We start from the raw sequence: 23532 nt of genomic DNA, 5'->3' as shown, positions 1-23532 counted from the left end.
TATTTTAAATTATAAAAAAGGCCAGGCGAATTGCCTGGCCTTTTTTGATTTTAATAATTTAAGGTAATACCTGCTCCAAAGCCCATATCACTGTCGTAATGGGTTCGGATGTTGACATTTTTATTGATAATATAGCTGAGTCCTGCCATATATTCCCTATCAGTGTTTACCATAAAATCTCCTCTCAATCTTTTAGAGATCGGAATGTCTTCACGCATCAATTGCAGACGAACAATACCATCATGATATACTTCAGCCTGGAAATTCACCAGCATAGGTAAAGTGTACATAAACCCTAAACTAATCGCCCTACGGGTATCTTTTTCGTTCTTTTGCCCGAATATGTTGGTTTCATGTTCATCGATTCCCATTTTACGATAACGGTAATCAAAACCAATAAATGGTATAAACCACTGCATTTTACCAATGTACCTTCCCAAGTGTGTTTCTACCTCGTAACCATGCATGCTGTTGTAACCTAAACGCCATTCTGTACCCAAAGACCATCTGGCGTTTTGTAACATAGCCTGACCATCGTTACCATTGGTGGCAAAATCATTTTGAGCCATAAAGTGACGCATATTGCTTTCCATTTGCAAAGCCATATACGATTTTTCTTTGTCTGCTAATAAAGGATTTTTATAATCTCCAACAGCAAATACCCTATCCATTCCGGACATCATATGATAAAGAATGTGACAATGAAAGAACCAATCCCCTTCTTCATTGGCAAGGAATTCAATAGTGTCTGTTTCCATTGGCATAATATCCAATACATTCTTAAGTGGTGATTTTTCTCCTTTACCATTAATTACTCTAAAGTCGAATCCATGCAAGTGCATTGGGTGTCTCATCATGGAATTGTTATAGATGGTAATTCGAAGTATTTCTCCCTTTTTAACCGGAATTTTATCTGACTCAGAAAGAACTTTATTGTCCATACTCCATACATATCGATTCATATTTCCCGTAAGTGTAAACTTGAGCTCTTTTACTGGAGCATCTTTGGGAAGTGTAGTGTCGTACGGAGATTGCAGCATGGCATAGTTTAGGGTCTTAATATCCCCCAAAGCATTGGCATTATATCGATTAGGATCGTTGTCCATATCCATATTCATGTTCATGTTATGTTTGCTATGGTCTTCTGCAGGTTTTTCCTTTTGTTTCCCTTTTTTCTTAGCCTCTCCTGTAATTTCAGGATACATTACTACATTCATATCCATCTGATTTAAGCTCATTTTCATGCCCATATCATTCAGGTCTCCATTCATTTTCATCATCCCGTTCATCATTTTCATTCCTTCAAAATATTTTAATTTTGGAAGGGGTGAAATAAGCTGTTTTACCCCGCTTCCGATATAATAACTGGCTGACTGGGTTCTATCTTCTGTAGTGGCCAAAAATTCGTAAGAAACACCATCTTCAGGAACTGTTACAACTACATCATACGTCTCCGAAACGGCAATAAGTAAACGGTCGACCTCTACGGGTTCCACGTCATTCCCATCATTGGCAACGACGGTTATTTTACCTCCCGCATACCTTAACCAGAAATAAGAGGACGCTCCCCCATTTGCTATTCGTAATCTGACTTTATCTCCGGCTTTTAGTGTTTTACCATCAACAGTTTTTAGATCTGTAGCATTATTCCCGTTCATTAATATTTTATCATAGTAGACATCGCTTACGTCCATTGCCGTCATACGCTTCCATTCATTGACTATTTTGGTTTTAAAATATCCTTCTTTTATAGCTTCAAAATAAGATTGTGTTGCATTCTTTTTTATTCCTGCCCAATCATTGGCATTATGCAGCATTCTATGGATATTGTCTGGATTAAGGTTGGTCCATTCACTTAAAATAACCGGAATTGTTGGTAAATCGTCTATTCCTTTTCTGAATCTTTTATCATCTTCACGCTTTTTCAATATGAGGCTTCCGTACATACCAATCTGTTCCTGCATTCCCGAATGTGAATGGTACCAGTGGGTACCATTTTGAATAATGGGAAAACGATAGGTATATGTTTCACCTGGTTTTATCGGATTTTGGGTAAGAAATGGAACGCCATCTTCTTTATTGGGTAGAAAAATTCCATGCCAGTGCAATGAAGTGTTTTCTTTCAATTGGTTATGAACTACAATTTCAGCAATATCACCTTCTGTGAAGGTTAATGTAGGCATTGGTATCTGCCCGTTTACTGCAATGGCTCTTTTTTCTTTACCTGCGTAATTAACTATTGTGTCTTTTACATATAGCTCGTAACGGACGACTTTCTGTGCGAAAATGGTCTTCGAGCACAGGAGTATAAATACTGTCAGAAGTACCTTTACCGAGATATTTTTGGATATATTCATTGTATATTTCTTTTACATGAAACTTATTCTTGTTTTTCCAGCCAATCCGTTATCAGCTTTATCTGCTGGTCACTCAGTTTTGCATTTTTATGCATGAGCGTGTAGGATGACATTGGCATTTTCTTAGTTTCAATCTGTTTTTTAATTGAGTTTATTAATCTTTCTTGCTTTCGACCGGAATAAGCAGCCCATTCGTTAAAATTCAAATCCTCTTTCGCGTCTTTGATATGTTTGTCCACCAGACTTCGTGCAGGCTGTATGTAATCATACCATTCATAATTCGTATTATTACTGTGGCAGTTATAGCATGAGGTCTGTAATAGGGTTTTTACTTCAACGGGCATGGTCTTATAGGTCTTTATAAAATCGGTTTTGTAGACCTGCCCTTTATCTACATTCGGGGCAGGCTGATAAAATTGTATAGCAATAAAAATCAGCAGCACAATTGCTACAAAAATCTTTAGTACTTTTTTCATTTTAATATTCCTTTTTTACAGAACCACAAGTAAGCATCTTATTACCATAGTAAGGATTTTTAATTGCTTTTGCTTCGCTGATCCAGATGGCTCCTTTCCCATCGTTGAACATCGGACAATAATCCTGATACAATTTTTGAGTCGTGCCAAATGTTGTAATAAGATCAGCCATATCCTTACTTAATGACGCCATATGTTCTCTTTGGTGATCTATTTTTCCTGCATTATCTCCAATATGTTCTGCATTTTCTTTGGCATCTTCTGCAATATCCATATACTCTTTGTGCTTGTCTGCAGGAATTGTTTTCATATCTACGTTTTTCAGTGTACTTAACAATTGTTTTCCGGCAGTGGCTACGGCTTGATCATTATCAGCAACAAGCGCATTTTTTAATACTAAATAATCCTTGATAATAGGATCAATAGAAAAGCTTTTTGTTTCTTCTTTTGTAGTTGCTTTTTCATCTTGTTTATCACTAACAGTCTTTGATGTGTAGCTATCTTCCGGTTGAGATGCAGATTGAATTTCTGTTGTAGAAGAAGTATGATCAGTATGTTGGTCCGTATTTTTATTTGGTAATTTTTTGCAAGAAAATAAAGTAATTGCCATGATTACCATAGCAGCGATTGATAAGAATATATTTTTCATTGTGTGAGTAGTATTATTAAAATTTTTAGATGTCATTACTGTTATAGTATGAGTTTACATTATTTTTTATTGAGTTCATTCAACTTTCGTTTCATCAATTCAATTTCCTTTGCCTGGGTTTCCAATATGTTTTTTTGCAATTGGATCAATTCGGGATCAGTAAGTTTTGTCTTTTCTGACATAAGAATAGCAGCTGCATGATGAGGAATCATTCCTTTGACAAATTCTTTGTCATCAACCATGATCTGTTCTCTGATTCCAAACCATGAAAAAATACCGACAGCAAGAGAAAATACGATGATGAATCCATTGATTTTCCTATTTTGATACATGTCCTTCATGATCAGTAATTCAATAATTAACATGGCAGAAACCATTAGTAATGTCATATAAAAATTATTGATATTGGGTATGAGATTTTGTATTCCATCGATCATTGAAAACATGATGAAATACATTGCAGCAAACATAACCACAGCCATAATGATAAAACGTTTGTACATTCCTGTATGGTTTTTATGTTGTATTCCGTGATGATCAGATCTGTTATCCATAATTGATATATTTATTAGTTACCAAGCGTTTCTACTGTGCTGCCACAAGTAATCATCTGAGAACCGAAATAGGGATTTTTGATTTCATTTTCCAAGCTCAGCCAATCGGCTCCTTTTCCGTTATTGTACATCGGGCAATGTTGATAGTAAACAGGGCTGCCCTGTTTGGATACTTTTGCGAGGTCGTACATATTTTTGGATAGTATAGCAAATGTTTCTCTTTGTTTCGCAACATCTTTAGCGGATGAAATCTTCTCCGCATTAGTGGTCAGATCGTTCATTACTTTCATCCAAACCATATGTTCCTCATTTGAAAGTTTGGTCATCTCTACAGCTTTAATTGCTTTTATCATTTCAGAAGCTTTTGAAGATGTGGTATTGGCATCTGTTTTTACCAAAGCATTTTTTAAGGAGAAGTAGTGATCAAAAACAGCTTTTAATTGAGATGTATTCTGAGTTGTCATCTTATCGGCTTCGGCTGTTTTGTTCTGGTCATGATTCATGTGATCTGTCTTCATATTTATGTCCATCGCTTTATTTTGAGAATCGGGTTTTAAATCCCTGTTGTAGCGACAACATTCTGGTAATGCTGCATAGGCATTGTCCGGAGCCAAAAATTTTTCGCTGTCATATCCTGCCAGAGCAATTCGCTTTAATATTTCGTCCTGATTGGTCTTCTGAGAGTCATAGGTTAAGGTAGCTATCTTGCTATCTTTATTCCAATTCACCGTAGCGACTTTCTTAAGGTTACCTGCTTTTTCTATATTCGTTTTACAGATGTCGCAATTCCCAAAGATCTTTACGGTTTCCGTTTTTATACTTTTGGATTGAGCATGAATTGCTAATGAAAACAGCAAAGTAAATGCAACCCATATTTTTGATATTGATTTCATTGTAAATTATTTTCACGAACAAAAGGAGTATTCCTATTGTTTCAGTTATACATTAATAAATATTGAATAAAAAATGAAGTGTCTTTTTGTGAAAAGAGCACACTTTAGGCTATAAAATACAGAAACTAGCCTATTTTAGGAATTAACCAAATAGATTGAAAGCCTTTGGAAATGGCGCTTTCATAGGATAAAAAAGAAACAGGACTGAAAGTCTCTAATTTTAAAAAATTAAAATCCTGTCTGTTCGGTAAAGTTGGGTTTAAATTTGAAACCGGGCATTTGCACAAAGGATTGTTACATTTTCCAGGGCATTTCTTCGAACCGCAAGAGTCACAATGCTCTTTCTTTACAGATTTTGAAATGTTGATTTCACAACGTGATTTCTCTACTGAGGAAATTTTTAAAGCACAGGCATAGATTTGCTTGGGCATGAATAAGAATCCCAGTAGAATAAAAATCAATATGTACTTACGTTGAAACATTATTTGCAAAATTAATGTTTTTTTTTAATTGAACATCAATTTATAGATTACATCTTTACATTTTATTCAAAAAAACATGAATTATCAAATATTAATAAAAAAGGCCTAAGAGTTTGATACTCATAAGCCTTTACGATTCACGATGTAAATACTAACCTATATATTGTTATGTTCTTTGGAAAATTATTTTCTTCTTCTTTTCTGATTCGTAATTCAAATATGGTGAGATTATAATAGATCTCAGAGCGAGTGTCTACGAACAAAAGAGTTCTGTCTATAAAAGATTTTAATGAGATCAAAGCGCTCTAATGATTCTAAAATAATAAATCAGATTGCAGAAATATTAAGTTCAGAATTCAATCGACGGTTTATAAGTTCTGCCTATCGGCAGCTTTTTACCATTTACCTGAACCATATTCGCTGATTTGACCTCTATTTTTGATTTGGAGATAATATAGGATTTATGAATACGAAAGAACATTTTTGAGGGTAAACTTTCTTCTATTTTACTGATGGGCATTTTAAAGATAAAAGTCTCTGTTTTTGTGTGGATATTGATGTACTCCCGCAAACTTTCAATATAAAAAATATCCTGAAGGGTGATCTTGATCTGTTTTTTTCCACTGTTGATGAAAATATAATCACGGTCAGCAATCTCGAGTAAAGCTTCTTCAGATACCATAATATGCTTGAATTTATTGATAGCAGTAAGAAATCTGTCGTATGGAATGGGCTTCATCAGATAATCTACGATATCAAGTTCGTACCCTTCCACTGCATATTGATGATAAGCTGTCGTTACAATGACAAGCGGTGGATTTTTCAGTTTTTTCAGAAAATCAAATCCTTTTATAACAGGAAGATTGAGATCCAGAAACATAAGATCTACATCATGAATATTCAGGAGGCTGCTTGCATATACGGCATCAGCACATTTTCCTACAAGGTTCAGTTCTTTGTCCCGGGATACAAAGTTTTCCAGAATTTCTGCTGCAATGGGTTCATCTTCTACGATAATGCAGTTATACTTTTTAGATGCTGACTGTATCATTGAAATCAATCATTAGTTTTACAATATAACGATTACTTTTATCCTCAACCTGAAGGTTGTGTTTTGGATAGAGTAATTCAAGCTGTCTATGGATATTTTTTAATCCTATTTTAGTTGAGTTTCCACCTGACCTTTCCTCTTTAGAATTTTCAATGGAATAATGCAGTACTTTGTTTTTCAACTGGATGTCAATATTAATAAATGAATTTCCAAGACTTTCCGATACGCCATGTTTAAAAGCATTTTCAACAAACTGTATCAGTATCAGCGGTGAAATTTCCTGAGAAGGATTATCGACGTCTTCATTAAAAACTACAGATAGCTGACGGTGACGGATTTTTTGAATTTGTATAAAATCTTTAATATTTTCAATATCTTTTTCAATAGAAATATGCCTTTCGGCAGCCTCATAAATGTTGTAACGCATGATTTTTGAAAGCTGCAGAATCACATCTGGTGTTTCGTCAGCTTTTTTCAATGCCATTCCATAAATATTGTTGAGCGTATTGAAAAGGAAATGCGGATTGATCTGAGCTTTCAGCATCGTCAATTCCTGATCCAGCTTTTCTGCCTTCAGCATAGATATCTGATCTTTGAGAAGGTTTTTTTGTCGGGTTATTTCAACACCGAATACAAGACCTACCATAAAAATAAGATCCATAAATGAATTGAAAGCAACAAGCCCATTGATAAATCCCGAAGGCAACTTTCCATCGAAGGTTTCCGTTACGCCATAAATGTAAGGGTAAATAATATAATGGGTGAAAAAACGGTGTCCCAATACCGCAATGATCACTATAATTACAGAAAGAAAACTTTTGAAAAGTTTGTTTATGCCTCCCTTTTCGTAAATGTATAATAAGGAATAGGCAAGTGGAATTTTAACCAGAAAATACCCCAACTCAAGGGTTAATGTATTCTGAAGTCTTATTTGCCATTTAAAATCCGGAAATTGATATCTGGACCAATAAAAATCCAGATACGCTTCCAGCATATAATACAGGATCCAGAAGAACAAATGGATATATAATTTTGATTGTGTGGTAGACCTCAATTGTATACGATTTAAAAGTACAAAGTAATATCTTTCAATCAAATATAAAAATAGAAAGGCTACGAAATTAATCCATCTGTATACCAATTACGTATTTTTTTTGGTTTGGAAAGAAACTTCGGGAAATATCAGATTCAAAAAACAGAAAATAAGCAGAAAATTAAATTCAACCCCATTTCTGCCACCACCTACTACAAACCAACCATCCTGCCAGTGAACATAAATAATTCCGAAAATGAAAATTAAAATATTGGCGATAGCCACCGTTTTTAAATATTTATCCATCCACAATAATGGTACAGATAAAAGATGAGTAAGCTTAACCGACCATGCGAGATAAAGTCCTAAAGGGCTAAACCCAATACTATTCAAATACTGCAAACCAAAATTATTGACATCTCCGCTATAAATAGAGATTACACTATGCATCAGTAAAATAACTGATAAAGCAATACGAAGGAAAAAAGACTTTTTCATACAACCAAAAATAAGTCATAGGAAAAAGTCTTGTTTTATTTCAGATATCAACAACTCTGAAGTGCATACAAAAGAGGTTTTACATTTTATAATTATACTTTTTTAACCATAAACTGATCTTTACCAATAGGATCAGGATCGGAACTTCAATCAAAGGTCCAATGACACCGACAAATGCTTGTGGAGAATGGATGCCAAATACGGAAATAGATACAGCTATTGCAAGCTCAAAATTATTTCCTGTAGCGGTAAATGCTATAGCTGCATTCTTATCATATGGAATTTTAAATGCTCTATTAATAAAGAAGCTTATAAAAAACATCAGAATGAAATATATGATGAGAGGAATGGCTACTTTAAGAACATCCATCGGAAGTTCTAATATCTTATCTCCTTTAAGGCTAAACATCAATACGATGGTGAATAGCAATGCATATAAAGTGAATGGTGATATCTTAGTAATAAAGTTTTTATTATACCAACTCTCTCCTTTTAATTGTGTTAGGAAATAACGACTTAGAAAGCCTGCAACAAAAGGAAGACCCAAATAGATGAGAACACTTTGTGTGACTTCTTTTATGGATACCGTTACATTAAAATTAGCAAATCCTAATTGATGAGGCAGTACATTGATGAATAGCCAAATCATAAAGCTATAAGTAAATATCTGAAAGATGCTATTTAATGCCACCAGCAATGCAGCATATTCTCTATTGCCTTTTGCCAGGTCATTCCAGACAAGAACCATTGCAATACATCTTGCCAGGCCAATAAGAATCAGCCCAATCATATAATCCGGTTCATGTTTTAAAAAAATAATTGCTAAAATGAACATTAAAACAGGCCCAATAAACCAATTTAACACTAAAGAAATTGTTATAGCTTTCTTATCCCGGAATACCTTTGGCAACAAAGAATAGTCCACTTTTGCCAATGGCGGATACATCATAATGATTAAACCAATAGCTAAAGGAATATTGGTAGTACCTACAGACAGTGCATTGATCGTAGAAGAAATATTCGGGAATAAATAGCCTAACATGATTCCTGAGAACATGGCAAGGAATATCCAAAGAGTAAGAAATCGATCGAGGAATTTTAATTTCGGTTGCATACCATCTGTTTTAATTCGATTGTGATACTTGTGAAAAAACGTAAAACATTTCAGCTCCTATTTGTAAACTGGTTTCGTAATATACTTGGTCTTGTTCATGTGTATTATCAGAAAATTTAGGATCTTCAAAAGTGATAGGAATGCGCTTTTCTGCACCTGGAATAAAGGGGCAGCCACCATCGGCCTGAGAGCAGGTCATAATTGCTGCAAAACCGTTAACAGGATTAAAGGCACTCTCATATCTTTTAGAAAATGCAATAATGGGTTGAGATTCGTCATTATACCTGATTGAATAGACGGGATTCTGATTATCAGCTATTTTCAATGTCTGAAGTCCTTGTTCTCTTAATGTTTCTATTACTTTATGAAATATGGACGTTTCTTCTGTTCCACCGGAGTAGCAGGTTACTTTCGGAATGCGAAAATAATCACTGGCTATCTGTGCCCAGACTTGTGACAGATGGCTCCTTCTGGAGTTGTGTGTACAGATAAAGTTTAGATTTACCGACTTTCCGTCATTGAATTTTGTCTGAATAAATTCTGTGAGCGGTTGTAGCAGAGCTTTTCTTTCCTGACTAATTTCAATGGCCTTTAATTTTTCTATAGTTTGTAAAAGGGATGGATACATGATTTGTTTATTTTGAGATGAGACGGATGATTAGCAACATCCTGATTCTGGTGTACAGCTAGTATTTGATTTTATAGAAAGATCTGAAAAATTGAGTTTTTTCTTTTCAGTTGGTATTCCACATGCTTCCTGGGCAAGACAGGCTGTGGTTTTATTTTTAAGAACAAAGGTTTTCCCATTGAATTCCAGATCATATTTTCCGATTGTAACGTTCTGGTACTCCACTTCTATTTCATGGTCTTCAATTCCTAATTTTTCCTCAGATAATCTGATGATATTGAGAAGTTTTCCTGGTTTTAAACGATGTTCATAGTCATTGGCATTCCAAAGCTGAAAATTGACCACTTTTTCATTTCTTATCGTGCCTCCACAATCGATAAAGGATTTTGTTATCGTTCCTACCTCTGTAACATGAAAATGCTCAGGCACAAATGTTCCGTTTTCTAATTGGAATTCAACATTATCTAATGTTGGTAAAATGTTTTTGATTTCAGATAATTTCATTGTTCTTTTTATTATTTGTTTATTGCAATATTACGATATAGTAAATCAAAAAAAATGCACTAACAGCATTTTTGTGTTGTAACAGTGGAGATGATCCCTGAAAAATATTCTTTCAAAACTTCGAAAGTCTTTTCATCAATGCAATAGCAAATTGCAGTTCCTTCGATGTTTCCTTTAATTAAACCAGCATTTTTTAACTCTCTCAAATGCTGTGAAACTGTAGCCTGGGCAAGTGGAAGTTCATTAACGATATCCCCACAAATACAAGTGTTTACTTTTAAGAGATATTCTATAATAGCAACTCTTGCAGGATGCCCTAAGGCTTTAGCAATAATGGCTATTTTATTTTGCTCATCTGTAAAATGATCAGTTTTAGTTGCTCCCATAGATTGTATTTTATATCGCAATATTACGATTAATAATTTAAAGAGCATACTTTTTTTTTCAATTTTGTGCTTTTTAATGGGTATTATCATTGTGCTCTGATGAAATAGAGATTAAAATGTAGCTTTCTTAGCTGGTTTTCCTATAATTATAAATAGCCAAAGAGTTCAGAAGTACTGCAAATCCTATGAGATAGAAAAATTCTGTTTTGATCTCACTAAATCCACTTCCTTTTAATACAATGAGTCGTACAACTTTAATAAAGTGAGTAACCGGAGTGAAGTTTGATATCTGTCTTGCCCAATTAGGCATACTTTCGGTGTTGGTGAAAAATCCACTCATCAGCATAAAGATCATCATAAAGAAAAATGCAATGAACATCGCCTGAAGTTGCGTATCCGCAAATGTAGAAATCAATAATCCTAAACCTAACAATGCAATGAGATAAACAGCTGCAAACAGATAGAGTGTCAGTAAGCTACCCTCTGGAAAAATCCCATAAATAATATACATGACAATCAGTCCAATAGTAAAAACGGTCATTCCGACAATCCAGAACGGAATTAGTTTGCCTAAGATAAACTGCCATTTTTTTATAGGGGTAACGTTGATCTGTTCAATGGTTCCGATTTCTTTTTCCTTTACGATATTAAGCGCTGTAATAAATCCACCGATCAAAGTAAGCAGCAATACGAGAATACCGGGAACCATATAGTATTTGTACTCCGCTCTTGGATTGTACCAGTTGGTACTGGCAATTTTGATGTTGGCTGGAGAAACGGTTTGTGTTGTATCAGGTGATTTGATATTAATATCCAGATTGCTATTGAAATCAGCAATAACAGATACTAAATAACTTCCTCCCAATGATGATTTTGTACCATTAATAGCATCCACTGAAAGATTGAGTTTCTGGCTCTTTTCACGAACCAGATTCCGTTCAAAATGCATAGGAATTTCCAGAACAAGGTCAGCCTCGCCCTTTTCTATCATTTGTAATCCTTTCTGATAAGAGTCTGGAGTTCCTGCAATTTTAAAATAACCGGATGAAGCAATTTTATGGATGAGTTTTTGAGAGTAGCTGCTGTGGTCATGATCGATATAAGCTACATTAATGTTTTTCACTTCAAAATTGGCAGCTAATGGCATAATGATCAACTGGATGGTTGGCATTAAAAACATCATGGCCAGGATAATTTTATCCCTGAAGATCTGACGGAATTCTTTTCTTAATATAAAGCTCAATACTTTCATGACAATCGGATTTTAAATTTCTTTAAAGCAAGGGTTAGCAGCACTACTGCCATTCCGGATAAAATCAGTGTTTCTTTCCAAACATAGCTGAATCCGAGACCTTTCAGCATCACCGACTTTACAATATCGTAGTAATATCTGGATGGAAGTATATGGGAAACCACCCGGAATATCCAGGGCATATTTTCAATCGGAAACATAAAGCCTGTCAAGAGTAAGGTAGGCAACATCATTCCCATCATTGAGATCAACATTGCAGTTTGCTGTGAATTGGTAATGTTTGAGATCAGCAATCCGAGAGAAAGACAGGTTATGATAAATAAAATACTTTCTGCAAAAAGCAAAATAAGACTCCCTCTGATTTCTATATCCAGTAAATAGATGGAAAGCAGTAAAATAATAATAAAATTGATCAGTGATAATACAAGGTAAGGTATTGCTTTAGCAATCAAAACCATAACCGGTTTAAAAGGTGAAACCAACAAAATCTCCATAGTTCCCATTTCCTTTTCACGGACTACTGCTACGGATGTTAAAGCAGTACTTACGATCATAAAGATTAAAGCAATCACCCCAGGTATAAAATTCATAGATCCATTCTGTTCTTCATTGTAGAGCTGCCGTAATTCAGGGATGATCTTGTAATTGGGTTTTATATTGGGATTAAGCTGTTGCTGATAATCTGTAATAATGGCGTTAAGATAATTCGTTAGTATTGTTGCTGTATTGGGATCAGAAGTATCTGCTATAATTTGTATTTGTGCACCATCAGTATGGTACAGGTCTTCTCCGAAATTAGCTGGGAAAATAACCGCACATTTGATGCTTCCTTCTTTGAATCTTTTCTCTACATCTTTATAATTCAGAACGGGTTTCTGCATTTTAAAATAGGGACTGGACTGTATCTTTGAGATGATCTGTTCTGACTGTATATCATGAGCATTATCCTGTATGGCAATTCCTATATTTTTCACCTCACTGCTTAATGCAAATCCAAATAAGATGATTTGAACCATAGGCAAACCAAATAGGATCAGCAATGTTCTCCTATCCCTGAATACATGGTAAAATTCCTTTCTGATAAATACAAGTAATTGTTTCATTGTGACGGCTTTATTTTGCTAGTTGCTAGTTGCTAGTTGCTAGTTGCTAGTTGGTGGTTATTTGTTTATGGCTATTGACTTTTAGCTCATAACTCATTGTTTTAATTGTACTGTTTATTCATAATTCATAATTTTCAACCCTAAACCCTAAATTCTCCATTTTCAACTTTCCACTTTCCATTTTCAATTAAAAATTATCAATCATCAACTACCCTTCACCCCTCTTCGCTCCCCTAGCCAACTGATAAAAAACTTCATCCATAGAATGGGTATTGAATTTCTTTTTTAAATTCGTTGGAGTATCCATTGCTTCTACTCTTCCGTCCACCATTACAGTAATCCGGTTACAGTATTCTGCTTCATCCATATAATGGGTGGTTACAAATACCGTGATTCCATCTGCAGCAGCCTGATAGATCATATCCCAGAACTGTCGTCTTGTAATAGGATCTACTCCTCCTGTGGGTTCGTCCAGAAATACAATTTTCGGTTTATGGAATACCGCTACTGAGAAAGCTAGTTTTTGTTTCCAGCCTAATGGTAAAGATCCGACCAGTTTTTTTGCTTCATTTTCTAAGCCTAGTGTGGAAATCAGTTCATTACTCCGTGTTTTTATATCAGCACGTGAGACTCCGTATACTCCACCATAAAATTCAATATTTTCTAATATGGTAAGGTTATCATATAAGGAGAACTTCTGGCTCATATATCCTATATTTTTCTTGATCTCTTCCTGCTGCTTGTATACATTATAACCTGCTACGATCGCTTTTCCCGAAGTTGGAAAAGAAAGCCCGCAGAGGATACGCATTGCAGTGGTTTTTCCTGCTCCGTTGGCTCCCAGAAAACCGAATATTTCGCCCTGATCTACATCGAAGGAAATGCCGTCCACTGCTTTAAAATCACCAAACTGCTTGGTCAGGTCTTTACAAATAATTGCTTTATTTTCCATCAGCTGTTTCTTTTATTTCTTTTTGTTCCCGCATCAATCGGATAAAACTATCTTCAATGGTGGGGGTGATTTTTTTTACTTCAAGCTCTTCAGGATGATATTGACTGGCCAATTCTTCTATATCTTTTTCTGTTCCATCCTCTGAAACCAGAGTGATATGAAGATATTCCCCGAATGCATAGCAACTTTCAATGGCTTTATCGGATCTTACATTTTCCAGTAACTGATAAATATTTTTCGCTTTCGCCGCAAAAAGAGGCTTAGGGAAATTCTTGATAATCGTTTCAGGCTCATCTACGGACATTAATTTCCCTCCCTGGATCAATGCAATACGATCACAGAGCTTAGCTTCATCCATATAAGGAGTTGAAACCACTATACTGATATTTTGTTCTTTCAATCTTGCCAGCATATCCCAGAATTCTTTCCTTGAAACGACATCTACTCCGGTTGTGGGTTCATCTAAAAATAATACATCAGGCTTGTGGATCAGGGCACAACATAAAGCCAGTTTCTGTTTCATTCCACCAGAAAGTTTTCCTGCTCTTCTGTTATTGAACGGCTCGATCTGTTCATAAATATCTTTGATAAGATCATAGTTTTCCCGGATCGTAGTTCCAAATAATGTTGCAAAAAAATTCAGGTTTTCCGCTACAGTAAGATCCTGATACAATGAAAATTTTCCAGGCATATAACCTACTTTATTTCGGATTGTCTGATATTCTTTAACTACATCATGGCCTTCTACAATGGCTGTTCCACCGTCCGCTAGTAGTAAGGTGGTCAGGATTCTGAAAATAGAGGTTTTTCCGGCACCATCAGGACCAATAAGTCCAAATAGTTCACCCTTTTTCACCTCAAATGAAACATCGTCAACAGCTTTTGTGCTTCCGTAGGTTTTACTCAGGTTTTTTACAATTACTGAATGCATTTTTTTTGAATTAGAAGTTTTATGAGCTATGAATTATGAGTTATGAATTATGAGTTGAAAATGGAAAATGGAAAGTGGAAAGTTGAAATTAAAAGTTATGAATTATGAATTATGAATTATGAATTATGAATTATGAATTATTTTTGCTAAACCCTAAACCCTAAACCCTAAACCCTAAACCCTAAACCCTAAACCCTAAATTTTCCATTTTCAACTTTCAACTTTCAATTAAAAAACGACCTCACCGTACATCCCAATTTTCAAATAACCATCATTCTTTACACGTACTTTTATAGCATAAACAAGGTTGGCTCTTTCGTCTTTGGTTTGGATGGTTTTTGGGGAGAATTCAGATTTATCTGAAATCCATTTTATGACTCCCTGATATTCTTTATATCCTTTTTTGCCCTGGTCAATTCTTACTTTCACAGTTTGTCCGATTTTGATCTGTGGAAGTTGGGTTCCGGTAATATAAGCACGTAAATCAAGGGTATTGGTATTGGCAATTTTATATAATGGTTTACCAATTATCTGCATTTCTCCCTGAAGTGCATAATTAACAAGCACAATTCCATCAATAGGATTAATGATTTGTCCTTTGTTGATCTGTTCCTGAAATTGAGCGGCAGTTTTTTCCAGGGGTGCTTTTTCACTTAAAATACCCCGGTTTTGGGTATTGGTGTTTGAATCATTGACTGAAAGTTGCTGGCGGGTGACTGCGATCTGTTTTCTGAGCTGGTCAATTGCAGCGTCTATATCATCAAGTTGTTTGCGGGTTGCTGCATCGGCTTTCAATAGATTAACGGTACGGGTACGCTCATGAAGTTGCTGATCGAGTTGAGCTTCCTGCACTGCGAGCTGCTTTCTGATCAGTAGGTTTTGTTCATCTACGTTGCTGGTTTTCTGGTTTAAAGCACCAATGCTAGCTTCAGCCTGTTCTTTCTGAAGAGTGGCTATTTTTACATCGATTTGTCCCACTTTATTTCCTGTTTTAAGCTTTGATCCTTCCTGTACGGAATAAGAAATCAATTCACCATCTTGCTGTGCGGACACAATCACTTCATCAGCTTCAAAATTTCCCGAAGCATCAAAATTGTCTTTTTGCTGGCAGGCGCTCAATACTAAAGCTGTGGCTAAGAATATGATATTTTTTTTCATTTTTAATTAATTTCCGGTTATAAATTTCTGATTGTATTTCGCTTGTAATAACTGAACCTGATGCAGGATCTGGGTTTGTCTGGCAAGATGTTCTGCATTAAGCTTCTGAATATACTCATGAATGGTAATAACACCATTGGCAAGTTGGGCTTCTGCAGATTGTTTTACGGATTGGCGTAAAACGATTACTTTTTCATCCTGTTCCAGCAATTGAGAATATTTTTTTACCTGTTCATCCTGTTGGGTAAGATCAAGTCTGGTGTTGAGTAAAAATGTGTCCCTATCTGCATCTGCGGTCTTTTTATTGAGCTCCAGGATTTCTTTTTTATTGGATGTGGTATATAGGCTATCCAAAGACCAACTGAATCTGACTCCTGTAATAAACCAGGGACCGAATTTATTCTCAATAATATTAAGGGTAGGTCTGCCATAAGCTCCCTGGAAAAATGCACTTACTTTAGGAAGGAGTTCTGATTTTAATTGTTTTTTCTGAAGATCATACACTGATTTTTGAAGATCAAAAGCTTTTAGTTCAGGTCTTATTATGTCTGTTTGGAAAAGTTGATTATCAGGAAGCTCCAGTTGTGTAGAAGCAGAGAGTTCTTTGCCAATGAAAAGAGAAAGCATTTTAAGATACGCTTCACGGTTCGTGGTGTATTCAGTGCTCATCATTTCAATATTGATGATTTCTGCTTTGAGCTCATCTACATTACTGCGATACGCTGTTCCATACTTCAATGCAGCTTCTGTTTTTTGTACCTGAGTCTGTAGATTGGATTTGTTGAGATCGTTTTGTTTCAGTTGCTCATCCATTAATATGATAGAGAAAAACAAATTATTGATCCTTTGTTTCAAAGCATACAAGCTGGTTTCAATATTTTGTAACTGCAATTCGGTGTTCGCTTTTGTAAGCTCTTTTTGATTGTATGTTACTCCACCATCATATATTACCTGATCTATTTCACCCTGGATTTTATATTGATCTTTACTGAGTGAAGGCAGTGCGGCATTGATTGGAAGAGATCCAAGCACATCAGAAAAACTGATCGTTTGAGACTGATAGGTTGCCTGTCCGGAAAAAGTAATCTGTGGAAGATAATTTTTGTTGGCATTTTTGACATTGTAATCTGAGGTTTTGGAGGTGATCTCTCTTTTTCTGATCGTAGGAGAGTTTTCTTTTGCCAACCGGTAACATTCCTCCAGACTTATTTTTTCCGACTGTGCTTTAAAGAGTGTTGGTGAGGCACAGCCCAGTAAGAGAATCAGCAAGTATTTTTGAGCATTTTTATACATAATAACTCATCGTTTATAGGTTAAAAAATCATTTATCGTTTTCTTAATTCTTGTTTAAAATTTCGTTTTAATCATTTGATTAAATTAGGGTCAAAAAAATTTAACCTGCCGCCATCATCGCTTTAACCCAGATAGGAATAAGCTTTTTACGTTGTAGCATTAAGGTGTTGAATTCTTTATCATTCAATTCGTTACTGCCCATCAACATAGGTTTTGCAATAAAGGGAAATACAGTAAGCCCTAACAGGTTGATTAAAAAATGCAAAGGATTGGGTTCAATGATCAGCCCTTTTTTTACTGCTTCCTGGTGTTGTTGTAGGAATACTGAAGACTGTACAACTTCTTTTAGAGGAATTTTTTGTAGCAGCAGATTAGGATTATTTCTGAGCTCGCTAATGATAAAAGTTGGAATTTCAGGTTCCTTGATAATAAGATCAATATATTTTCCGACTACCTGCTCTACTTTTTCTTCAAGAGTTGTTTGCTCAGTATTTAAAACAACCAATAAACTTTGAAAGAATCCCGCCATTGTTTCCAGCATGATGATCTCAAATAATTTGGCCTTACTTCGGAAATAATAATTAAGCAAAGCCAGGTTGATGTCTGCTTCTTCAGCAATATCCCTGGTTCTGGTAGCTGCAAATCCTTTTCTATAAAATACGATTCGTGCTGCTTCTTTTATTTTTTCTTCTGTGCTAGTGTCCTTTTTTTTAGATTCTTCTTTCATATGAGTTCGTTCTTCTGTTGCAAATGTAAAAAATATTTCTATAATTAAACAAAATTTTTAATCAAATGATTAAAATATACTTTTCTTACAAAATTTAACCCAACCTTTTATAAGGATGGGTTAAGATTTTTACAAGAGAGTTACTTCACTTATTTTTTATTCAAAAAACTGAAGAAATGAAAACTCTGGATCATGCATTTCTGCTTCGTTTGTTGCAGATTCAAGCTGAGCTTCTGTAGCATAAGCCATCATTTTTTCTTCATAATCTTTAATAGCAGCATCTATGGTTTCAAAGTTACCTTCAGTAAGGTTTTCTGATAAGGTCAATGCATCAACCAATCCAATATTCACTCCCTGGCCAGCAAAAGGAGGCATAAGATGAGCAGCGTCACCAATAAGTGTTATAGGGAGTGGTCTGTTTTGTTTCCACGTGTGCAGTGGTAGCTTTCTTGTAGGTAATCCAACAAAGAAAGAGGTTGATTGAAATACCTGTTGGAATGGCTCTCCCCAATTAGGCAATCTATTGGAAAGAAATTCAATAACACGATCTTTATTTTGAAAGTCTAATCCATGATTATGATCCCATTCTTCAGGTTTTTGAATGATCAAGCCATACGTTAACGAACCATTGTTATATGGATTGGCAACGAATAAACTCCCTTGATTAGAAGTCATTAATCTGCTGCCATCACATAAGTGATACATTTCAGGGCAATTGATTTCAGGTTGAGGAATATCACCCTGAATAATAAAGCTACCAGTCTCCTCGATTTCAGTATCGGTGACATAGCTTCTTACTTTTGACATTCCACCATTGGCAACGATAACAAAATCAGCTGTAGCATCTGGTTGGTTCTCAAATTGTAACAGCCATTTACCATTATGCTCTTCAAGATTTGTTAATTTTCTGTCCCAAACAACCGTATCAGGTGTTAAACTATCTAATAATATCTTTCTTAATTGATTTCTGTTGATTTCAGGATTATCATGTCGGTTTTCGGGGGTGGGTTTTCGGGTGTGTAATGTATTGCCCTGTTCATCGGCAAAGATAATTCCCATAGGGATTGCGGTAGCATAATAACTTTCCAGTAACCCTGCTTTTTCCAAAGCCTTTTGTCCTGAAATTTTATGAAGATCAAGTGTACCACCCCAGATTCTGGTTTGTGCATCATAGTCTCTTTCATAAACGGTTACATCTACTCCTTTTTGTTGAAGTAATTTAGCCATTGTTAAACCTACTGGTCCACCACCAATGATTGCTACTCTCTTGTTTTGTAATAAATATTGCATGTCTTTTAATTTGTATGTTAATTTCAATACAAATGTCAGAAATGCACTGAGCTTAGGATTGTACAAATGCGACAAAATCACTGCTTATCATCTGTCGTCCTTTTTTAGCTTTTCTGGCGAATGCTGCAGGGGTAATACCTGTATAGCGCTTAAATTCTTTGCTTAAATGAGATTGATCCGTGTACCCAAGATCAATTGCCAATCCAGCGAGATTAACATCCGGATGTAGCCATAAATGATTTCTTGCCTGCTCAAAACGCATGAGACCGGATACATCCTTAACGGTATGACCAGATGATTCTTTGAATTTTCGTTCTAATGTTCGGACCGTTGCATTAGCCGCTTCAGCGACCTGGCTAACAGGTAACGTCCCTTTTGCTTCTCTCAAGGCAACTCCTGCTTTGAATAGCATACTATCAGTAGAAACATGTGAACGCATTGTGAGAAAATATTGTTTTACCTGATCTATGGCGTCCTCTATTTTCCCTTGTCGAACCAATGCTTCCAATGTGGAATGAAGTTGTGCAATGGGGTGTTCAAAAGTATGTACTCCTACTTTACCAGAGGGAAGCTCCAATAAATCGAAAACAGTCCATGGGAAACATCTTATAGCAATAATTTCCAATCGGTTGGCCATGTGAAAATGAACGGGTTGATTAAGCAATCCCATCATAAACGGTGAGGGCAATGGCTGAAGAATTCCATTTTGAATAACACTGCATTCACCACTGAAATAAAAAATAATTTCAGCATAGCCATCAGGAGTTACTTCAAAGATGGATTGCGGTTCTGCAGAATCCCTCCTATTATACCAGAAACATTTTATAGTATCCTGTAATTGTTCCGGGACATCAAATTCCTGATGATACATTTCGGGAGGCATAATAAATAAGTATTGGTATTAAAGCTATTTAAAAAGTAGTACTAAATTAAAAATAAAACGGTCACGATCAACCATAACAAAAGAAGATTTTTTTTAACTTAACGAATTAAAATTATAAAGACATGAATGAAAATAAGCAATATGCAACGTATGCGGTATCGAAAGATGGAACCCGCACAAAGATCGATGCTGAATCGATTATCATACAGCTTGAAGAAGAAGAAATTGAAATCGCTCTTGTTCCTCCACATCCTGTTTGGCAAGGAAAACTGACATTATCCACGGGATCAGCTATTGAAGGAAGGCATGAAGAAAGAGGATCAGGAGTGCAGCTTGTCATAGAACCCGGAGCTGCTAATGTAATCCACATCACCCCAAAGGAAAATAAATAAAAGCTTTTAAAATTGATAAAAAAATAATCTCAATACAATCTTATTCTGTAGATATTCAGAATGAAACTGTATTGAGATGAGAAGAAAAAAATTATTTATTATTCAGTATAAGAGCGAATAGCGTCACATCGAGTGTTTTTCGTAATACAGGATGTAATCCTGCGAACGTAGTTCAGGAGAAAAATGTATCGAGATGTGCTAAAAAGATTTCTCGATACGATTTTCTATAAAAATCTACTCGAAATGACAACGTTAGTGTTCAATATTCCTTGGCTCAGACACAGATTATTTACTTTGCCCAAACCTATTCGCATATTACGGAGGAAGTCGCTATTTCCTCTTTTTCTTCGCCTTCTAATTCTATCTCTGCATTTTTCGGAAAAGTGATAAAACTGATGGCAAAAGTAACACCGAGTAATCCGATACTGATCCATACGATTTGATGAATTCCATATTTCGCAATGATCAATCCTCCTACGAGAGCCCCTAATGATATCCCGATATTGTAGCAAGAAGTTAGCAAACTATTGACAAATTCGAGGGCATTGTGTGGAACAGCCTGAGTAGTTCGAATGTTAGGAACCAAGAAACCGCCGGTATGTATCATTCCCCATAGAGAAAGAATAAGAACCATCGCTATAAAAATTCCTCCAAAGTAATAAGCTAATATCTGAACAGCGATCAGAGACACGAAAAACAAACGTACAGTTAACAGCAAATTTCTATTCAATGCAATTCCCATAAGCCAGTTACCCAGAATTCCCATACCTCCAAATAAAAGCAGCATTACACTGATTTCAGCTCCGTTCATCTGCGTAATTTTCTCAAGATAGGCAGCCAGATACGTATAACTTGAAAACATGGCAGCCAATGTAAGAATGGTCGAAATCAGATTAACCCAAAGCTGTGGGCTTTTCAATACATATAACTGATTTTGTGATGTTTTATCCTTACTGGCCGGCATTGACGGAACAAAGAATAATAATCCTAAAAATGCAATCAAGCTTACAAAGCTTCCCATATAAAAAGAGGCTTGCCAGTTATTGAAGAAGTCCGCAGCATAGGTGGTAAGTGGAACCCCTAAAACAGTAGCTAAACTAAGCCCGGCCATGACTATAGAGACTGCTTTGGCTCCACCCTGCTTAAACGCGATCGCCATTGAAATATTCCAGAACAAAGGATGAAGGAAAGCCGGTAAAACCCGCGCTACCATCAACATGGTAAAATTAGTTGAAATAGAAGAAAGAAGATTTGATAATACAAATACACCAAGCACCATACACAATAAAAGTTTACGGTTTATTTTAGTGGTAAATGCTGTAATAAAGGGAGAAGAAACAGCTACCGTAAGCGCAAAAGCACTCAACAGCCAGCCTGCTGTATCTATAGATACATTAAATTCCCTACTGATGTTGGGTAAAATACCAATCACCCCAAATTCTGTAGTGATGATCCCAAAAGCTCCCAGAGCCAAAATATAAATCGATCGTTTCATGATGAGTCTTAAAATTATTCCACAAAATTGGACAGATTTTTTTTAATAAATCAGTATATTTTAATGATAAAAGAGTAATTTTGCAACATGAACAAAGAAAATATAGATCAACTGGTAGATGTGCAATACTGTAAAACAGAAAAATGCCCCGTAAGGAATCTGCAGTTTTCTTTCTTTCAGATGGTATATGTTATTTCCGGATCAGGGTTTTTAGAAATCAATGATAATAAGGTTACTTATAACAAAGGGAGCCTGATCATGCTCACTCCTAATGACCAGCACTACTTTGATATTTCTGAAATGTCAGAGTTCTTATTTGTTAAGTTCAGTGAACATTATGTGAGGGAATATAACTGGAAGAGTATCAATTGTATTGAATGTTTATTATATCATGCCTCCCATTTATCTGGCTGTGTTTTGAAAAATAAGCCGGATGAATTTTTAGTAAAATCAATCGTTGATTCACTCCTGCACAACATGAAGCATAATGATCTTTATCAGGAAGATCTTACACTGCATTATGTAAACGCATTAATTGTGATTGCAGCAAGGAATATATCGAAAATGAGACCTGTAAATGCTACAGTTAACTCAGATAAAAGAATGTTGGCAATCATTGGTCATATCCAGACCCATATTTACGATCCACAGCAATTGAAGGCTTCCGTTATCAGTCAGAAATTTGGATTGTCTGAAACTTATTTAGGAAGTTATTTTAAAAATCAATGTGGGGAAACCATTCAGAACTATGTCTATAACTTCAAAATGAGATTGATTGAGCATAGGTTGATGTTCAGCGATATGCGAATCAATGAGATTGTAAGCGAGTTTGGTTTTGCGGATGAAAGCCATTTAAATAAATTCTTCAAAAAGCGGCATAAGATCAGTTTGACGGAATTTAGAAAAAGTAAACAAAGGGTGATGGAAGGGGTTTAGTTTTGATAGTTGAAAATGGAAAGTTGAAAGTTGAAAGATGAAAGCTCAAAGTTGGTTGTAAGGTGTTATTATTCATTAAATTATAAATCACTATCTTTAGACCAGCGAAATTGATTACATCAAATGTCGTTATCAAATAACACCAAAACACCGAACACATGCCAAGTATTAGTATTAAAAATTTTCAATCCAAAAATGACCTTGTAGTATATGAAACTGATGTTGAAAGCTCAGCTGATTTACTGGTCTATAAAACAAGCTCGAAACTGAAAGCTCTGGAAAATGAAGCTTTCTGGTATATTGAGAACTTTGAGAACAGCTCAGATCGTTCGATTTGTTTCTCCAACTCTAAGGCCGCTGCTGATCTATCAATTCATTATGTAAAAGATGATGCAAGTGCCCGCTGGCAAGGTGAGCACCCATTGAAAGGTAAATTAAAAAGCTGATCGAGTTACAAATTAAAAAAATAGATTTTTGTAAAACTAAACCACTGAT

25 protein-coding genes are annotated in these 23532 nt (G+C 35.5%); 3 read left to right on the top strand and 22 right to left on the bottom strand.

Annotated features, from left to right (window positions below):
* Window positions 1–50 precede the first annotated feature (50 nt).
* From JHL15_RS13115 to JHL15_RS13015, 21 genes are all read right to left on the bottom strand, one after another.
* Window positions 51–2357 (bottom strand): multicopper oxidase family protein, encoded by a 2307-nt coding sequence (locus JHL15_RS13115; RefSeq protein WP_200246386.1) that lies wholly within the window; start codon window positions 2355–2357, stop codon window positions 51–53.
* 23 nt (window positions 2358–2380) lie between these two features.
* On the bottom strand, window positions 2381–2833 hold the full coding sequence (locus JHL15_RS13110) for a heme-binding domain-containing protein (RefSeq protein WP_200246385.1): 453 nt from the start codon (window positions 2831–2833) through the stop codon (window positions 2381–2383).
* Between the two features lies 1 nt (window position 2834).
* On the bottom strand, window positions 2835–3482 hold the full coding sequence (locus JHL15_RS13105; RefSeq protein ID WP_200246383.1) for a DUF3347 domain-containing protein: 648 nt from the start codon (window positions 3480–3482) through the stop codon (window positions 2835–2837).
* Between the two features lie 59 nt (window positions 3483–3541).
* Window positions 3542–4036 (bottom strand): DUF305 domain-containing protein, encoded by a 495-nt coding sequence (locus JHL15_RS13100; protein WP_200246381.1) that lies wholly within the window; start codon window positions 4034–4036, stop codon window positions 3542–3544.
* Window positions 4037–4050: 14 nt separating this feature from the next.
* Entirely contained in the window at window positions 4051–4929 is an 879-nt protein-coding gene (locus JHL15_RS13095) for a DUF3347 domain-containing protein (protein WP_200246380.1), read from the bottom strand.
* A gap of 831 nt (window positions 4930–5760) precedes the next feature.
* Entirely contained in the window at window positions 5761–6462 is a 702-nt protein-coding gene (locus JHL15_RS13090) for a LytR/AlgR family response regulator transcription factor (protein ID WP_200246378.1), read from the bottom strand.
* Complete coding sequence (locus JHL15_RS13085; RefSeq protein ID WP_200246376.1) at window positions 6443–7516, bottom strand: sensor histidine kinase; 1074 nt, start codon at window positions 7514–7516, stop codon at window positions 6443–6445. Before JHL15_RS13085 ends, JHL15_RS13090 begins: the two co-directional genes overlap by 20 nt.
* Window positions 7517–7603: 87 nt before the next feature.
* The gene (locus tag JHL15_RS13080; RefSeq protein ID WP_200246375.1) at window positions 7604–7993 is read right to left on the bottom strand and encodes a DoxX family protein; all 390 of its coding nucleotides are present in this window, start codon (window positions 7991–7993) and stop codon (window positions 7604–7606) included.
* A gap of 79 nt (window positions 7994–8072) precedes the next feature.
* Window positions 8073–9107 (bottom strand): ACR3 family arsenite efflux transporter, encoded by a 1035-nt coding sequence (gene arsB, locus JHL15_RS13075; protein WP_200246373.1) that lies wholly within the window; start codon window positions 9105–9107, stop codon window positions 8073–8075.
* 10 nt (window positions 9108–9117) lie between these two features.
* Window positions 9118–9735, bottom strand: a complete 618-nt coding sequence (locus JHL15_RS13070; protein WP_200246371.1) for a low molecular weight phosphatase family protein — start codon at window positions 9733–9735, stop codon at window positions 9118–9120.
* 30 nt (window positions 9736–9765) lie between these two features.
* Entirely contained in the window at window positions 9766–10239 is a 474-nt protein-coding gene (locus JHL15_RS13065) for a DUF6428 family protein (RefSeq protein WP_200246369.1), read from the bottom strand.
* 59 nt (window positions 10240–10298) lie between these two features.
* Window positions 10299–10625: an ArsR/SmtB family transcription factor gene (locus JHL15_RS13060; protein ID WP_200246367.1), complete on the bottom strand. Its 327-nt coding sequence runs from the start codon at window positions 10623–10625 to the stop codon at window positions 10299–10301.
* A 127-nt stretch (window positions 10626–10752) separates the two neighbouring features.
* The gene (locus JHL15_RS13055; RefSeq protein ID WP_200246365.1) at window positions 10753–11877 is read right to left on the bottom strand and encodes an ABC transporter permease; all 1125 of its coding nucleotides are present in this window, start codon (window positions 11875–11877) and stop codon (window positions 10753–10755) included.
* Complete coding sequence (locus JHL15_RS13050; protein WP_200246363.1) at window positions 11874–12980, bottom strand: ABC transporter permease; 1107 nt, start codon at window positions 12978–12980, stop codon at window positions 11874–11876. Before JHL15_RS13050 ends, JHL15_RS13055 begins: the two co-directional genes overlap by 4 nt.
* Window positions 12981–13188: 208 nt before the next feature.
* Window positions 13189–13932: an ABC transporter ATP-binding protein gene (locus JHL15_RS13045; protein ID WP_200246361.1), complete on the bottom strand. Its 744-nt coding sequence runs from the start codon at window positions 13930–13932 to the stop codon at window positions 13189–13191.
* Window positions 13922–14863: an ABC transporter ATP-binding protein gene (locus JHL15_RS13040; protein ID WP_200246359.1), complete on the bottom strand. Its 942-nt coding sequence runs from the start codon at window positions 14861–14863 to the stop codon at window positions 13922–13924. Before JHL15_RS13040 ends, JHL15_RS13045 begins: the two co-directional genes overlap by 11 nt.
* A gap of 228 nt (window positions 14864–15091) precedes the next feature.
* Entirely contained in the window at window positions 15092–16021 is a 930-nt protein-coding gene (locus JHL15_RS13035; protein WP_200246357.1) for an HlyD family secretion protein, read from the bottom strand.
* 6 nt (window positions 16022–16027) lie between these two features.
* Window positions 16028–17314, bottom strand: coding sequence for a TolC family protein (locus JHL15_RS13030; RefSeq protein ID WP_200246355.1), 1287 nt, complete (start codon window positions 17312–17314; stop codon window positions 16028–16030).
* A 100-nt stretch (window positions 17315–17414) separates the two neighbouring features.
* The gene (locus JHL15_RS13025; RefSeq protein WP_200246353.1) at window positions 17415–18041 is read right to left on the bottom strand and encodes a TetR/AcrR family transcriptional regulator; all 627 of its coding nucleotides are present in this window, start codon (window positions 18039–18041) and stop codon (window positions 17415–17417) included.
* A 156-nt stretch (window positions 18042–18197) separates the two neighbouring features.
* Window positions 18198–19331, bottom strand: coding sequence for an FAD-dependent oxidoreductase (locus tag JHL15_RS13020; protein ID WP_200246351.1), 1134 nt, complete (start codon window positions 19329–19331; stop codon window positions 18198–18200).
* Window positions 19332–19383: 52 nt separating this feature from the next.
* Window positions 19384–20214 (bottom strand): helix-turn-helix domain-containing protein, encoded by an 831-nt coding sequence (locus tag JHL15_RS13015; protein WP_200246349.1) that lies wholly within the window; start codon window positions 20212–20214, stop codon window positions 19384–19386.
* Window positions 20215–20336: 122 nt separating this feature from the next.
* Between JHL15_RS13015 and JHL15_RS13010 the strand changes: the two genes are divergently transcribed.
* Complete coding sequence (locus JHL15_RS13010; RefSeq protein WP_200246347.1) at window positions 20337–20606, top strand: hypothetical protein; 270 nt, start codon at window positions 20337–20339, stop codon at window positions 20604–20606.
* Between the two features lie 304 nt (window positions 20607–20910).
* Here the strand turns inward: JHL15_RS13010 and JHL15_RS13005 are convergent, their stop codons facing one another.
* Window positions 20911–22101, bottom strand: a complete 1191-nt coding sequence (locus JHL15_RS13005) for an MFS transporter (RefSeq protein ID WP_200246345.1) — start codon at window positions 22099–22101, stop codon at window positions 20911–20913.
* An 87-nt stretch (window positions 22102–22188) separates the two neighbouring features.
* Here JHL15_RS13005 and JHL15_RS13000 point away from each other — a divergent pair, with 87 nt between their 5' ends.
* Both JHL15_RS13000 and JHL15_RS12995 read left to right on the top strand, forming a co-directional pair.
* Window positions 22189–23037, top strand: coding sequence for an AraC family transcriptional regulator (locus JHL15_RS13000; RefSeq protein ID WP_200246343.1), 849 nt, complete (start codon window positions 22189–22191; stop codon window positions 23035–23037).
* Between the two features lie 158 nt (window positions 23038–23195).
* Window positions 23196–23483: a DUF6150 family protein gene (locus JHL15_RS12995; RefSeq protein WP_200246341.1), complete on the top strand. Its 288-nt coding sequence runs from the start codon at window positions 23196–23198 to the stop codon at window positions 23481–23483.
* Window positions 23484–23532: the final 49 nt, after the last annotated feature.

It is taken from the genome of Chryseobacterium paridis (assembly GCF_016595215.1).
Taxonomy (GTDB): Bacteria; Bacteroidota; Bacteroidia; order Flavobacteriales; family Weeksellaceae; genus Chryseobacterium; species Chryseobacterium paridis.
The sequence above is the reverse complement of the archived record's forward strand: the minus strand, read 5'-3'. Positions and strand labels throughout refer to the sequence as shown.